The organism is Sphaerospermopsis torques-reginae ITEP-024, assembly GCF_019598945.1.
Taxonomy (GTDB): domain Bacteria; phylum Cyanobacteriota; class Cyanobacteriia; order Cyanobacteriales; family Nostocaceae; genus Sphaerospermopsis.
This window is the reverse complement of record NZ_CP080598.1, coordinates 2,241,144-2,255,198: the sequence shown is the minus strand read 5'-3', so window position 1 is coordinate 2,255,198 and position 14,055 is coordinate 2,241,144. Positions and strand designations below refer to the sequence as shown.

The 14,055-nt window shown below is 39.3% G+C and carries 13 protein-coding genes and 1 pseudogene; 5 read left to right on the top strand and 9 right to left on the bottom strand.

Annotated features, from left to right (window positions below; all coding sequences use genetic code 11):
* The first annotated feature begins 498 nt into the window (after positions 1–498).
* Positions 499–1,683 (top strand): sulfate adenylyltransferase, encoded by a 1,185-nt coding sequence (gene sat, locus K2F26_RS10575; protein WP_220611420.1) that lies wholly within the window; start codon positions 499–501, stop codon positions 1,681–1,683.
* 100 nt (positions 1,684–1,783) lie between these two features.
* On the top strand, positions 1,784–3,919 hold the full coding sequence (locus K2F26_RS10570) for a caspase family protein (RefSeq protein ID WP_220611419.1): 2,136 nt from the start codon (positions 1,784–1,786) through the stop codon (positions 3,917–3,919).
* Between the two features lie 217 nt (positions 3,920–4,136).
* Here K2F26_RS10570 and K2F26_RS10565 read toward each other — a convergent pair whose 3' ends face one another.
* Entirely contained in the window at positions 4,137–5,012 is an 876-nt protein-coding gene (locus tag K2F26_RS10565) for an S-methyl-5'-thioadenosine phosphorylase (RefSeq protein WP_220611418.1), read from the bottom strand.
* A 193-nt stretch (positions 5,013–5,205) separates the two neighbouring features.
* Between K2F26_RS10565 and K2F26_RS10560 the strand changes: the two genes are divergently transcribed.
* Together K2F26_RS10560 and ygfZ are read left to right on the top strand one after the other, a co-directional pair.
* Positions 5,206–5,409, top strand: a complete 204-nt coding sequence (locus K2F26_RS10560; protein WP_220611417.1) for a hypothetical protein — start codon at positions 5,206–5,208, stop codon at positions 5,407–5,409.
* Between the two features lie 144 nt (positions 5,410–5,553).
* A complete protein-coding gene (ygfZ, locus tag K2F26_RS10555) occupies positions 5,554–6,534 on the top strand; it encodes a CAF17-like 4Fe-4S cluster assembly/insertion protein YgfZ (protein WP_220611416.1) in 981 nt (326 codons plus the stop codon).
* Positions 6,535–6,635: 101 nt separating this feature from the next.
* Here the strand turns inward: ygfZ and K2F26_RS10550 are convergent, their stop codons facing one another.
* The 4 genes from K2F26_RS10550 to K2F26_RS10535 all read right to left on the bottom strand — a co-directional run bounded on the left by K2F26_RS10550 (position 6,636) and on the right by K2F26_RS10535 (position 9,835).
* Positions 6,636–7,310, bottom strand: coding sequence for a DUF5331 domain-containing protein (locus K2F26_RS10550; protein ID WP_220611415.1), 675 nt, complete (start codon positions 7,308–7,310; stop codon positions 6,636–6,638).
* Between the two features lie 55 nt (positions 7,311–7,365).
* Complete coding sequence (locus tag K2F26_RS10545) at positions 7,366–7,680, bottom strand: (2Fe-2S) ferredoxin domain-containing protein (RefSeq protein WP_220611414.1); 315 nt, start codon at positions 7,678–7,680, stop codon at positions 7,366–7,368.
* Between the two features lie 56 nt (positions 7,681–7,736).
* Entirely contained in the window at positions 7,737–8,510 is a 774-nt protein-coding gene (locus tag K2F26_RS10540; protein WP_220611413.1) for a peroxiredoxin-like family protein, read from the bottom strand.
* 350 nt (positions 8,511–8,860) lie between these two features.
* Positions 8,861–9,835, bottom strand: coding sequence for a cysteine synthase A (locus K2F26_RS10535; RefSeq protein ID WP_194059943.1), 975 nt, complete (start codon positions 9,833–9,835; stop codon positions 8,861–8,863).
* Between the two features lie 339 nt (positions 9,836–10,174).
* Between K2F26_RS10535 and K2F26_RS25155 the strand changes: the two genes are divergently transcribed.
* The gene (locus K2F26_RS25155; protein ID WP_302850051.1) at positions 10,175–10,306 is read left to right on the top strand and encodes a hypothetical protein; all 132 of its coding nucleotides are present in this window, start codon (positions 10,175–10,177) and stop codon (positions 10,304–10,306) included.
* A 32-nt stretch (positions 10,307–10,338) separates the two neighbouring features.
* Here the strand turns inward: K2F26_RS25155 and K2F26_RS10525 are convergent, their stop codons facing one another.
* The 4 genes and pseudogenes from K2F26_RS10525 to glmM all read right to left on the bottom strand — a co-directional run bounded on the left by K2F26_RS10525 (position 10,339) and on the right by glmM (position 13,756).
* Positions 10,339–10,923 (bottom strand): Uma2 family endonuclease, encoded by a 585-nt coding sequence (locus K2F26_RS10525; RefSeq protein ID WP_220611412.1) that lies wholly within the window; start codon positions 10,921–10,923, stop codon positions 10,339–10,341.
* Positions 10,924–11,033: 110 nt separating this feature from the next.
* Entirely contained in the window at positions 11,034–11,672 is a 639-nt protein-coding gene (locus K2F26_RS10520; protein ID WP_220611411.1) for a peroxiredoxin, read from the bottom strand.
* 168 nt (positions 11,673–11,840) lie between these two features.
* A pseudogene (locus K2F26_RS24715) lies at positions 11,841–11,993 on the bottom strand (glycosyltransferase); the annotation flags it as partial.
* A 296-nt stretch (positions 11,994–12,289) separates the two neighbouring features.
* Positions 12,290–13,756: a phosphoglucosamine mutase gene (glmM, locus tag K2F26_RS10515; protein ID WP_220611410.1), complete on the bottom strand. Its 1,467-nt coding sequence runs from the start codon at positions 13,754–13,756 to the stop codon at positions 12,290–12,292.
* Positions 13,757–14,055 lie beyond the last annotated feature (299 nt).

The following is a 14,055-nucleotide window of genomic DNA, read 5'->3' as shown; positions in this document are numbered from 1 at the left end:
GTTCAGGCAAGTAAACTAAAACACATCAAATCTGAATATAGTAACTACATGAAAATTGGGAAGCTAATATACTCCTTCCCATTATACAAGTTTAAATATTAAAGGAAAGATTTTTCCCAGTCCCCAGTCCCTCACAAGGGTAGGTATTTTACATTGTCGTGAGGGCAAGACTTGGGGGACAAGGAAGAACAGTGGACAAGGGAGGAAACCCGTGCAAATAATGTACAATTGGTCACAAAAACCGACGCTCAACAGACCATTTTTTGTATAAAATCTTCCTTGTCTACAATACCTCCTTGTCTTCCAGGTCCTGCCTTAACAGATAATATTAAAAACCTACCCCTGTGAGGTCCCCAGTTACCAATCAACAATCACACCCTTTCCGACCGGCAATATAAAATTTTTTTGTGAAGTTGTAACACAAAGTACCCACAATTTGATAACTTAGTACATAGATTGCAACAATAACAATATTTATAAATTACGGAAGGAATCACGTTGAGTTACCAACCAGATGCGATCGCCCCCCACGGCGGAGAGTTAATTAACAGAATTGCTTCATCAGAACAAAAAGAATTATTTCTCTCTAAAGCTGAATTTTTACCACGAGTAACCCTTGATGAGCGAGCCATTTCCGATCTAGAAATGATTGCGATCGGTGGTTTTAGTCCGCTGACTGGTTTCATGAACCAAGCTGACTATAATCGCGTAGTAGCAGAGATGCGATTGGCTAACGGTGTGGTGTGGTCCATACCCATTACATTATCTGTCACAGAAGAAGTTGCCGCCCCTCTCCAAGTAGGTGGTTTGGTACGTTTGGATAACCCCAATGGCGAGTACATTGGGGTTTTAGAACTAAGCGAAAAATACACTTACGACAAAAAACGCGAAGCTGTAAATGTATATCGCACAGATGAAGCCAAACACCCTGGAGTGCAGGTAGTATATAACCAAGGTTCTGTGAATCTGGCTGGGGATATCTGGTTATTGCAACGTGATCCTCATCCCCAGTTTCCCGCCTACCAAATAGATCCCGCTGCTTCCCGGCAAATGTTTAGAGAAAAAGGCTGGAAAACTATCGTTGGTTTCCAAACTCGTAACCCCATCCACCGCGCCCATGAGTACATTCAAAAATGTGCCTTGGAAACAGTAGATGGTCTATTTTTACACCCATTAGTCGGCGCAACCAAAGAAGATGACATCGCTGCTGATGTAAGGATGCGTTGTTATGAAATATTAATGGATCATTATTACCCCTTAGATAGAGTAATTCTAGCAATTAACCCAGCGGCAATGCGTTATGCAGGACCAAGGGAAGCGATTTTCCATGCTCTAGTGCGTAAAAATTACGGCTGTACACATTTTATAGTTGGGCGAGATCATGCGGGAGTAGGTGACTACTACGGCACTTATGACGCTCAATATATATTTGATGAATTTGCGCCTGAAGAATTGGGCATTGTGCCAATGAAGTTTGAACACGCTTTCTACTGCACCCGCACCAAACAAATGGCCACAACTAAAACCAGTCCCAGTAAACCAGAAGAACGGGTTCACCTATCAGGAACAAAAGTTAGAGAAATGTTGCGTCGTGGTGAGTTACCCCCACCAGAATTTTCTCGTCCTGAAGTAGCAGCCGAGTTAGCACGGGCCATGTCTATCCAACAACCAGCTTTGGTTTAAAGAGACTGAAAAAGTAGCAAAAAGTCTAATTTCAAACTTTACTCTTTAGCCCTCAGCCCTTTAAGCTGTACTTTATCGACTGAGGGTTAACAGCTAATTTATGAAACGGCGTGCGTTTTTAGAAAGAATTGGCTCGATACTGGCACTATTGGGTTTAACTGAAGTTGAGTGGTTGACTTTGGGAAATCGCTATTATCAAGCTTTAGCAGCACCCAATAGCCGCAAGTTGGCATTGCTAATAGGTATAAATCAATATCCACAAAGTCCCGCCCTTGCTGGTTGTCTGACGGATGTGGAATTACAAACAGAACTTTTGATTCATCGTTTTGGCTTTGCAACTTCAGATATTCTCACCTTAACTGAAGAACAAGCCAGTAGAGAATTTATTGAGGCAGCTATTTTAGATCACTTGGGCAAGCAAGCAAAAGCCGATGATCTGGTGATTTTCCACTTTAGCGGCTATGGTAGTCGTGTCAAAGTGGGTACTTTCCCAGAAACTGTGCAGAATGCCCTGATCCCAGTTGACGAAGATACACAAAATATTAATTTTGTCAACTATTTATTAGAAGAAAATCTTTTAGGATTATTGCGATCGCTCCCCACCAACCGAGTAACAGCAGTATTAGATACTAGCTACTATGCTAAAAGTACATCACAGCCCTCTGGTTTGCGATTTCGCGCCCGTCCAGAACCATCAACAGCAAAGTTAGCACTTAAAGAACTGGATCTGTTCAACCACCTGCAAACACAGAACGCTGTCCCTAACAATGTCATGGTGTTAAAAGCCACTTCACAACCAGAGCAGCCAGCAGGAGAATCTTTTTTTTCTGGGTTCAGTGCGGGTTTATTTACCTACGCTTTAACCCAATATCTATGGGAAGCAACTCCAGCTACAAGAATACAAATTCTTCTCTCTCATGCTAGTAGTTCCATGTACAAACTGGGCAGTGAACAGCAACCAGGGTTACTCAGTGAGAAGAAAAATCCTCAAAGTGTTTTAATTGCTGAAAATTTTCCCATAGAAAGCACTACAGCCGAAGGAGTAGTGAAAGCTAAAGATGAGGATGGTAAAACAGTACAATTATGGTTAGGAGGAATACCCCCGCACGTTTGGCAATACTATGGTGTTAATTCGAGATTGACTTTGCCGACTGGAGAACAGTTAATATTCAAGTCGCGCACTGGGTTAACTGCAAAAGCACAGATATCTAGTCAAGAAAATAGCAAATCTCTACAAGTTGGGCAACTGGTACAAGAAGCGGTGCGCGTCTTACCCCGCAATATTAATTTAACAGTGGCCTTAGATTCGGGACTAGAAAGAATTGAGCGTGTAGACGCTACCAGTGCCTTTGCAGCCATTACCCGCATGATAAATATTGCCTCAGCAGATCAGGGCGCTGATTACGTATTTGGTAAAGTGCAAAATGTTCCTAGTCGTTATGGCCTTTTTTCTCTCAGTGGTGAGTTAATAAATAATACTTCTGGAGAAATTGGAGAAGCAGTTAAAGTTGCAGTACAAAGATTAACACCCAAATTTTCCACCTTGTTAGCTGCCAAGTTATGGCGACTGACAGAAAATGAAGGTTCTTCTCGTTTACCGGTGAAAGCGAGTTTGGAGATGATGAACAAAATCTCGCCTCGTGTAGTTATGCAGCGACAAACATGGCGCAATCTGAGTGGGGAAACTACAACTAACAAAGCATTTACCACCCCAGGAACAGTTGTTCCTACAGTTCCTGTGGGTAGTAGGATGCAGTACCGGGTAGAAAATTTGAGCGATCGCCCCATTTATGTAATGCTGGTGGGGTTAAATAATACTAGAAGTGCCATAGCTTTTTATCCTTGGCAGATGTCCCCAGAAGCAAGTGTTTCTGACACCAAACCCGAACTGCAAGAAATAGTCATTCCCCCAGGACAAACCCTGAAATTCCCCCAAAATGATCCTAACTTTGGCTGGTTGCTACCTACACGAGCCTTGTTTTGTGAACATCAACTAATTTTTAGTACATCTCCTTTTACGAAAACTTTAGCGGCCTTGGCAACCGCTAGGTATCCCACCGCTGATCAACAGCCCATTAGTCAGTTGCTTAATGCTTTAGAAGTTGCCCAAGCTTTACTGCAAGATTTACATAATGCTAGTAAAGCTAAAGCTGACATGAATGGAACTACTACTGATTCTTATGTATTAGATGTGAATAATTGGGCAAGTCTGAATTTTAGTTTTCAGGTAGTGTGAGGTGACTGGGGACTGGTGACTGGGGACTGGGGACTGGGGATACAATGAAAGAAAGGATTTTGGATTTTGGATTGTTTCTGTCAACTCCAATCTAAAATCTAAAATCTAAAATCTAAAATTATTCTGACTCCTGACTCCTGACTCCTGGCTTTTGCCTTTTGCCTTCTGTTCCCTGTTCCCTATTCCCTTATTACTGTCACCTGTCACCTGTCACCTGTCACCTGTTGTACTTCTCCAACAACAAACTTAACTTCTCCTTAGTTGCGGCTGGTGCATTTGCTAAATTTGTCAAAATCGCATATTTCAAAGCATAATGGGCATCACTAGCAGGAGGGTTTTCACTGAGCCGCTTTACAGTTTCTTGAATTACTTTTTGGGCATTTACCCCATTGCGTTGTAAATTACCAATCACCATCTCTACTGTGACATTATCATGATCTGGATGCCAACAATCATAATCTGTAACTAAAGCCAAAGTTGCATAAGCAATTTCCGCTTCTCTGGCTAACTTTGCTTCTGGTAAATTTGTCATCCCAATAATTGTTGCACCCCAACTGCGATAAAGATTAGATTCAGCTTTGGTGGAAAATGCAGGACCTTCCATACAGACATAAGTACCTTCACGGTGAAGAGTGACATCAGGTAAATTTAGAGAAGCGATCGCATCAGCTAAAACAGCCGCCAAATTTTTACAAATTGGATCACCAAATGCAATATGCGCTACAATTCCTTCACCAAAAAACGTCGAAATACGGTTTTTAGTTCTGTCAATAAACTGATCTGGAACTACCATATCTAATGGTTTTACCTCTGCTTTCAACGAACCAACTGCACTAGCAGAAATTAAGTATTTTACTCCTAATTGCTTCATAGCATAGATATTTGCACGGAAGGGCAATTCAGAAGGTAATAACGTATGATTACGACCATGACGAGCCAAAAAGGCAACTTTAGTTCCATCCAGAGTCCCTAGAATTATTGCGTCTGATGGTGAGCCAAAAGGTGTATTTACCTCTAATTCTTCCACATCTTTCAGGGCTTCCATTTTGTATAAACCACTGCCACCAATAATTCCAATTTCTGCTACTGCCATATTTTTTAAGCTGGGTTAAACCTGTGAACTTTGCAAACTCTCAGTTATTCTACCGAAAAAATGAATAACCTAAAGCTACAAATTTGCAATTAGATTAAATTTTGTGCGTTTCCGTAGGGCTACGAATGTAAACTTGATCAAAAGTTGATATTTTAGAATAAATTAGCATCGAAAATCAATAAAAGGTGGAAATATGCAATTTATAGATAATTCAGATCCCAGCAATTTAGAATCAATCTTGCAACGCATATTTACCAATCGCCGAATTACACGCCAAGATCAACATATCATGATGTCTAATCTTCTTGCCCAAGAAGGATTGAGTGACGCACATATTATGCAAATCAATCAAGTATTTGATGGTTTAAAAAAAGGCTTAATTAGAGTCGTAGATTAAGAAATTTGAAATTTTAGATTTTAGATTTTGGATTAACTCTATAAATCTCAGGTATTTTATTATCAACGTCACTGGTCAGCAGGTATCCCTATTTGTTAATATTTGTGATGCAAAAACCTGAAAATAGGGCAAGTCTTGATTACTATGCCAAAATCTGTAGTTGACAGTAAAGATGCAACAGTTATTCATGCAGCACAGGAAAGGGTAGCTGTGTGCGATCGCTCTCATTGGGGGCGCATCCGTGTTTCTGATGATGACCGTCTGCGGTTTTTACACAACCAAAGCACCAATGATTTTCAACGCCTCAAACCAGGTGAAGGTTGTGATACTGTAATGGTGACATCTACAGCTAGAACTATAGATTTAGTAACTGGTTATGTTCTCGATGATGCAGTGTTACTTTTAGTTTCACCCCATCGGCGAGAATTTTTGATGTCATGGTTAGATCGTTACATATTTTTTGCAGACAAGGTAACATTAACCGATATCACTGATGAAACTGCAACTTTTAGCCTCATCGGACCCCAAAGCGATGCTATTGTAGAAAAATTGGGTGCTGGTTCACTGATTGGTAAACCCAACAATAGTCACATTGTGGTTGATAATATAATTTTTGCCGTGGGTAGTGGGTTAGCTATCCCTGGATATACTCTCATTTTCCCTGTAGCGGAAAAACAAAAACTGTGGGAGAAAATATTAGAATATGATGCAGTAGAATTGAGTGATCGCCATTGGGAAACTTTGCGAATATTACAAGGTCGTCCTGTACCCGATGCAGAACTCACTGATGATTATAATCCCTTGGAGGTCGGTTTATGGCAAACTGTATCTTTCAATAAAGGTTGTTACATCGGTCAAGAAACCATTGCTAGATTAAACACCTATAAAGGTGTAAAACAATATTTATGGGGAATTAGTCTCAATAGTCCCGCAGAACCAGGAAGCATAATTACTATAGGAGATGAAAAAGTCGGTACACTCACCAGTTACACAGAAACCCCCGATGGTCATTTTGGACTAGGTTACATTCGTGCTAAAGCTGGTGGTGTAGGGTTAAAAGTGCAAGTAGGAAACAGTGAAGGTGAAGTTGTTTCCGTTCCCTTTATTTCTCACGAATATCCATAACTGGGGACTGGGGACTGGGGACTGGGGACTGGGAAGAATAAACTCTTGCCTTTTGCCTCTTGCCTTTTTACTGTCACCTGTCACCTGTCACCTGTCACCTGTCACCTATTCACCCCTGGACAAAATTCATCCATCCAAGCGGGTAAACTGCGGGCGTTAGTTGTTGAGGAAATGTAGGAAATTTCCTTAACGGGAAGACCTGTAAATTGATATTTAATAGGAATTGGTTCGGTGATATTTGGTAATCGCCCAATTCCCAATTTATCAGTTTTCTGAGATATTTCTTCCCTAGCTACGGTAGAATGATGATTTACAGGTTTACTTATTGTCACCACAGAAATAGATTGCTGTTTTTGTTCAACACTGGGAACAATTCTTAACAATACCTGTTTTTTTTTCTGTTCAACCCTAGAATGAGAATCTTGTTTTATCTGTGGATCTACATGAGAACAAGTCAAAGAATTTTTGTCAACAATTTGGTTTTGATCTAGAGATTTTTCTAATTCTAATAAACGTAACTCCTCATCAGGATTAAAATTCAAACCTAAAGAAGCGACTATTTGATCAGGATTATTATTTAACTCCAGAATAAAAGGAAGTATGTGCTGTAAACGCGGTTCTAAAACCGAGAGAGTAGCCAAAATATGACCAGATAAAGGTCTTCTCACCCCATCGTAAGACCGCCAAATTTGCATTTTTACTAACCAAGAACGGTTTTCTTGATAGTAAGTTAACCACTTTAATTTTAAAACTTGGCGTAGCTGCTTAATGTCCATCAGTTTTCTCGCTTCCGTGAACAAGATGCTGTTTTCGGATATTTTTTCATCAGCATTATCTCTGAGGATGAAAACGATGATATAGCATTCTGTGGACTCTTTGACCACCTATTAAATGTTTTTCTACCAGTGTTTGTACTTCCAGAGGTAAAACGCGAGAATACCACACCATCTCAGGTAACACTAGCACCATAGGACCACTACCGCACTGACCCAAGCAACCACTAGCTGTAACTGTCACATTGGGAACGGGTAAAGCTTGAAAAGCTGCTAATACTTCTTTTGCACCTTGTTTGATACAGCTACGATGTTGACACACCTGCACACATTTAGTAGATTCTACTTGATCTTCTGTTGGTAGATTTAACATTACTAATAACCTAAATTTTGAATTATCTTGATAAAACAATTATCAATTGTCAATTTTCAATTATCAATTGATAGAAATGATAGAGGTTGACTCATGTTAGCAGCAAAACCTAAAATTCCTGGATCTCGATGTTCATAAAGTAATTCACCTTGATTATTAAATAAAAATGTTCCACCACGCTGAGTTAAATAAGCAGATGATGGTACATAAGTTGACCAATTTGTTAATACTTCTACCATATTTTTCAGTCGCAAAGTAGCTAATTCAAAAGGTCTTTGAAAACCACTACCTCCAGCTAATTTAAAAAACGCACCTTTAAAAGCTGGTAAAGGAGTACCTTGAATCATCTCATCATCTGCTATAAGTTGGGGTGCTTGTTTATCTCCTTTATATCCTCTAAAAACTTCTTTTAATGTTCCAGGACTACCAATACCTGCACACATTAACATTAAATTTAACCAAGATTTCTGACCTAGAGAAAGTCCAGGAACAGAAACTTTTAAACCTGGATAAAGATTCAGTTTTTGATGTAATTCGGCATTTTCATCAACAAATAAATTTTCTTGGGGAAATCCTGTATATTCACAGAATTTTCTTCCAGAAGTGAGATTACCAATACCTACTGCACGAATAGCAATTTTTTGATTTGCTAAATTTTGCGCTTCTCGCTGTAACCACCAGGCATATTCTAGACTATCAAAATCTCCCAGTTGTGGCAATACTAAAACCAGGATTTTTGCAGCACTTTCGCAATTTTCTAACAATGGTTTGATAGTGCCATCACTCACACATTGAAGTTGGGTTTGAGAAAAAACAGAGTAGGGATTCATAGGACTTTAGATTTTAGATTTTAGATTTTGGATTTTTGGTAAGCATTCAGCTATCAGTAATCAGCTTATAACGGAAAAAACAAAGATTTAGCAGCATTAATTGAGGAAGTTTACACTCTGTGCATTTGTGATCATTGTTTGTATTTTAGGGAGCATCCCAATTTTGAGAAAATAACCGCAGCAACACCAAAAACTCTCTTAAACTCTCTTCCCTTTGTGTCCTTTGCGTTCTTTGCGGTTCATTCATATTAGGACTTTGTAGCAATTCAAAGATTACCAAAAAATCAAATTACACATTTGGGATGCTCCCGTATTTTAGCCTCGAAATCTGATAGCTGAGGGCTGAATACTTACCTAACAGACAACCCTTTACTAGCTAACCATTCTTTGTTAAATATCCGTGATTGATAGCGAGATCCGCTGTCACAAAGAATAGTCACAATAGTATGTCCGGGTCCCAATTGTTTCGCTAAAGCCACCGCAGCACCAACATTAATTCCTGTTGAACCACCCATTAATAAACCATCTTTTCTTAATAGTTGATAAACCACTCGTAAAGCTTCTTGATCATCAATTTGAATGGCATCATCAATGGGTGCGCCTTCCATATTCGCGGTAATTCTACTATTACCAATACCTTCAGTAATAGAACTACCTTCGATTTTGATTTCGCCGGTTTTCACATAGCTATATAAACCGCTACCCATCGGATCTGCAACCACACATTTAACATTTGGGTTTTTTTCTTTTAAACACATTGCTACCCCGGCAAAAGTGCCACCTGTACCGGTTGCAGCTACCCAACCATCTATTTTACCCTCTGTTTGTCGCCAAATTTCCTCACCGGTGGTTTCGTAATGGGCTTGACGGTTTGCTAAATTATCAAATTGATTAGCCCAAATGGCGTTTTCCATCTCTGCGGCAATTCTACCAGATAACTTAACGTAATTATTAGGGTCTTTGTAGGGTACAGCCGGAACAGGACGAACTTCCGCTCCCAAGGTAGTCAGCGCATCTATTTTTTCTTGAGATTGGGTATTGGGAATAATAATCAGACATTTATAACCTTTAGCATTACAGATATGCGCTAATCCGATTCCCGTATTACCCGCAGTTCCTTCCACTACTGTACCACCGGGTTTGAGTAAACCTTTTTTTTCTGCATCTTCGATAATATAAAGCGCAGCACGATCTTTCACAGAACCTCCAGGATTGAGAAATTCTGCTTTGGCTAAAATTTCGCAACCTGTTTCTTCACTAAAACTGTTTAAGCGAATTAGTGGCGTGTTGCCAATAGTACCTACAAATCCTTGTTTTATATCCATATTCAAATCTATCTGAGTTCTACCCTTTCAAATTTTGCCTTTATTTGCATCTATTCACAATCTTTTACACTTCCCCAGGTGAAAAATTTGTGCATCATTTCCTGGAAGTAGCTCAAAAAGCGTAGGTTATAATACAGGGTAATTGACTACAGAGATAAAAGCAATATGACATCGCCAAATGAATACAATAGAGAAATGTAACGCCGAGTAGATAAGCGACTGAGGGAAATAGATAATCTCATAAATTCTCATGAAGCACCTTTTGATTAAACACAAAAACATCAGCCAGAAAATTCTCAAAAACCAGAAAAGAGAACAGTAATTTTTGCGGCTAAACTTTTGGGAGTTGCGGTTGCTGCTGTGGTTGTTGTGCAGATATCTTTATTTATAGCGAGAATTGTTGTGATTGCTGCTTTGGCTTTTTTTGTTTATAAACTATTTCTAGAATCAAAATTCCAGAAGATGAAATAGAGGTTGATTAATATTGCACTTAATAGTAACAACTACCAAATTTTAGCCATATTTAAAACAAACCCTGGTAAAATAGGATCACAATTTACGGTTTCAGGATTTTCTAAACATTCCTCTGTTTGTCCAGGAAGATAAATATAAACTCGGCGATGTTTACGATCAATTAATAATCCTAATTGTATTCCTGGTTCTTCCATATATTCAATCATTTTCTCTTTCAATGGTTGTAAATTATCGGAAGGAGAACGCAATTCAATCACAAAATCAGGACAAATAGGAGCAAACTTTTTCTGTTGTTCTGGTGTTAAACTATTCCATCTTTCTAGTTTTATCCAGGAAGCATCGGGAGAACGATCCGCACCTGTGGAAAGTTTAAAACCTGTACTGGAAGAAAAACCAATTCCTGTACCATCTTTTTCAGCCCAAACTCCTAGCTGTACAGCAATATTAAATTCTCTGTTTCCGGTTTCTGATCCTGCTGGTGGCATAATTGATATTTCTCCAAATTTATTCCTTTCAATGCGTAAGTCACGATTTACTTGACAGAAATCAAAAAATTGTTCATCTGTCATTTTAACTGATGATGGTAGCTGAAAAACTATAGGTGATGACAGCATTATCTTTAATCCTAATTTGCTGATCTAACTTCTTTTATTATATATAAAAAACGGTGGGTTAACGACTGTGTAACCCACCCTACGCATAGAAATATTGATGTTACTGAAAATTATTTGTTAGGTTGGGGAGTCATGCGTAAATAAGGTTTGATTTCTTGATAACCTTTGGGGAATTTCTCTTTGAGAACTTCGGGATCTTTCAAGGATGGAACAATTACACAGTCTTCACCATCTTTCCAGTCTGCTGGTGTAGCAACACTGTAGTTATCTGTTAATTGTAAAGAGTCAATTACCCGCAATAATTCATCAAAATTGCGTCCAGTGCTGGGGGGATAGGTGAAAGAAAGACGTAATTTTTTGTTAGGGTCAATAATGAATACAGAACGCACTGTGATGTTTGCAGCTGCGTTAGGGTGAATCATATCATAAAGGTCAGAAACCTTTTTGTCTGCATCTGCCAAAATTGGGTAGTTGAGGGTGGTATTTTGGGTTTCTTCGATATCACCTACCCAACCGTTATGAGATTCTACATCATCAACGCTGAGAGCGATCGCTTTAACGTTGCGTTTGTCAAATTCGGGTTTTAATTTCGCAACAGTACCTAATTCTGTGGTGCAAACAGGTGTATAGTCAGCAGGGTGAGAAAATAATACTACCCAGCTATCACCCGCCCATTCATAAAAGTTGATGTCGCCATGTGTAGACGCTTGTGTAAAGTTAGGTACTGTATCACCAAGACGGAGAGCCATGCTAGATTCCCTGTAATTAGAAAAGATAATTATTTCACTGTGACAGTATGACATAAATCAATTATTATCCTATGGACATTTCGCAGATTGCAACAAAATTTTAAGTTTCTTAACTCTGAGGATATCAATCCCATTAATTCTTGATTCTGACTCCTGACTCCTGACTCCTGCTATTATTTCTTGATATGCTTGAATTACTTGTTGTGCGATCGCATCCCAGCTAAAATTATTTAACGCATATTCTTTAGCATTTAACCCCCGTCGTTGACATTCTTGGGGATTGGATAAAGCTGTTTTTAATAACTCAAAAATTGATTCAACTTGGTTTTTTTCTTGGTTTTGAACATACAGCAGATTTCATTATTATGAGGTACAAATCATAATTATGAAACTCTTGTGGGGTGGGCATCTTGCCCGCCAATCGTGTACCTCATTACAAAGGAAAGTGCTGTAACTGTTTAGGTGACAGTTGACAGGTGACAATTGAAAGGGAACAGGGTGTAGGGTATGGGGGAAGAAAAATTAGTTCTTTATTCTTCTTTCTCCTGATAGCATCTATCTGGTGTGCTATGAGCATCAGCTATACTGTCACCTGTCACCTGTCACCTGTCACCTATTTACGCTATATGTTCCTGTACTTGTGAAACTAATTCCTTTGTCCAATAATTTACCAATTCCGTATCCGCAGCTTCTACCATAACTCTAATCACTGGTTCTGTGCCAGATGCACGGACTAATATGCGTCCATTATCGCCCATTGCGGCTTCGGCTTTGGCGATCGCTCTCTGTACTGGTTCGCATTTTTCCCAACCTAAGCGTTTTTCTCTGTCTTCTACTCTCACGTTTTGTAATAGTTGCGGATAGGTTTGAAAACTTTGATCTACCATTTCTGCTAAGGAAACTCCTGCTGCTTTCACCACTGCGGCTAAATGTAATCCTGTTAATAAACCATCTCCAGTCATGCCATAATGACGACAGAGGATATGTCCTGATTGTTCTCCCCCTAACATTCCCCCAGTTTTTAACATTTCTGCTTGTACATACTGATCCCCGACTGCGGTCCGAATTAATTTACCACCCTGTTTTTCCCAAGCTTTCTCAAATCCCAGGTTAGCCATGACGGTGGAAATAATCAAGTTATCTGGTAATTTTTGTTGCTCTTGCAAATGACGACCCCAAAGGTAAAGAATGTAATCACCGTTAACTTGTCTACCAGTGTTATCCACAGCTAATACTCGATCTGCATCGCCATCAAAGGCAAACCCCATATCGGCTTTATACTCTTTCACCGCGTCCGCTAAAATATCTAAATGGGTAGAACCGCAGTTAACGTTAATGCGATCGCCATCCGCTTGGTTATGTAAACAAATTACATCCGCGCCCATCTGGGTAAATACGGTCGGTGCTAACCCCACAGCCGCACCCCAAGCCACATCTAAGACAATTTTCATCCCTTGCAGATTTACTTGTGGATGTAATGGTTGTTGCAGTGCCTGTCCGTAATCTCCTATTAATTCTGTCCGTGAATAATGCCTTCCACAGTTATTGACACTGGTATTTGTGGCAATTTTACCCCGCAAACCTGCCTCAATTTCCCCTTGTAATTCTTTTGACAGCTTTGTACCATTTGCCCCAAAGATTTTAATTCCATTATCCTCTGGTGGGTTATGGCTGGCAGATATCATCACACCCCCAATAGCTTCTGTGATGCTGGTAAGATAAGCAACGCAAGGAGTAGGACATAAACCCAAATACCAAACTTCTAACCCTGCTGCTGTTAAACCTGCACTTAACGCCATCGCCAGCATATCACTAGAATTTCTAGAGTCTTGACCTAAAATTATTGGTCCATTTTTTGCTAAACCATTATTTGCAGCATGATCACGTAAAACAATACCCGCCCAAAAACCCACCTGTAAAGCCAAAGGAGCATTCAACAATTCTCCCACTTTTCCCCGAATGCCATCTGTACCGAATAACGGCGTTTTTGGCAAGGATAGCAAACTAGGAACAAAATTACTTTCAAGACTAGCCACATAACCATCAGATATACTGCTTTGAGTCCGAGTTATAGAAGAAACCATATTTTTCAACACTCCACACCATTAAACATTTTGGAGAATAACACTTTAACCCCTGTTCAACAATTCTGAGGAATTATTAACAAACAGTACACCTGTAATCTTTTTCTGAATGACTATGAACTTTAACGATTTTATGTTAAGTAACATTACAGGTGCTTATTAATTGTTGACTCTAAAAAACCTTCATTGTTAGTAGAATCTAGCAACTAGCCTTATATTTAGTAGCTAAATTCTAATCTAAAGTATCAAACAATACCTGATTTGTGTAACTTAATGAATTTTAATATAAATTCTCATCA

Bases quoted from the DNA above. Each gene is read 5' to 3' on its own strand.
- K2F26_RS10525 (WP_220611412.1), bottom strand. From the start codon at position 10,923: ATGCTGTCATCACCTATAGTTTTTCAGCTACCATCATCAGTTAAAATG.
- K2F26_RS10540 (WP_220611413.1), bottom strand. From the start codon at position 8,510: ATGAATCCCTACTCTGTTTTTTCTCAAACCCAACTTCAATGTGTGAGT.
- K2F26_RS10520 (WP_220611411.1), bottom strand. From the start codon at position 11,672: ATGGCTCTCCGTCTTGGTGATACAGTACCTAACTTTACACAAGCGTCT.
- K2F26_RS10565 (WP_220611418.1), bottom strand. From the start codon at position 5,012: ATGGCAGTAGCAGAAATTGGAATTATTGGTGGCAGTGGTTTATACAAA.
- K2F26_RS10570 (WP_220611419.1), top strand. From the start codon at position 1,784: ATGAAACGGCGTGCGTTTTTAGAAAGAATTGGCTCGATACTGGCACTA.
- ygfZ (WP_220611416.1), top strand. From the start codon at position 5,554: ATGCCAAAATCTGTAGTTGACAGTAAAGATGCAACAGTTATTCATGCA.
- K2F26_RS10535 (WP_194059943.1), bottom strand. From the start codon at position 9,835: ATGGATATAAAACAAGGATTTGTAGGTACTATTGGCAACACGCCACTA.
- K2F26_RS10560 (WP_220611417.1), top strand. From the start codon at position 5,206: ATGCAATTTATAGATAATTCAGATCCCAGCAATTTAGAATCAATCTTG.
- K2F26_RS10550 (WP_220611415.1), bottom strand. From the start codon at position 7,310: ATGGACATTAAGCAGCTACGCCAAGTTTTAAAATTAAAGTGGTTAACT.
- K2F26_RS10545 (WP_220611414.1), bottom strand. From the start codon at position 7,680: ATGTTAAATCTACCAACAGAAGATCAAGTAGAATCTACTAAATGTGTG.
- glmM (WP_220611410.1), bottom strand. From the start codon at position 13,756: ATGGTTTCTTCTATAACTCGGACTCAAAGCAGTATATCTGATGGTTAT.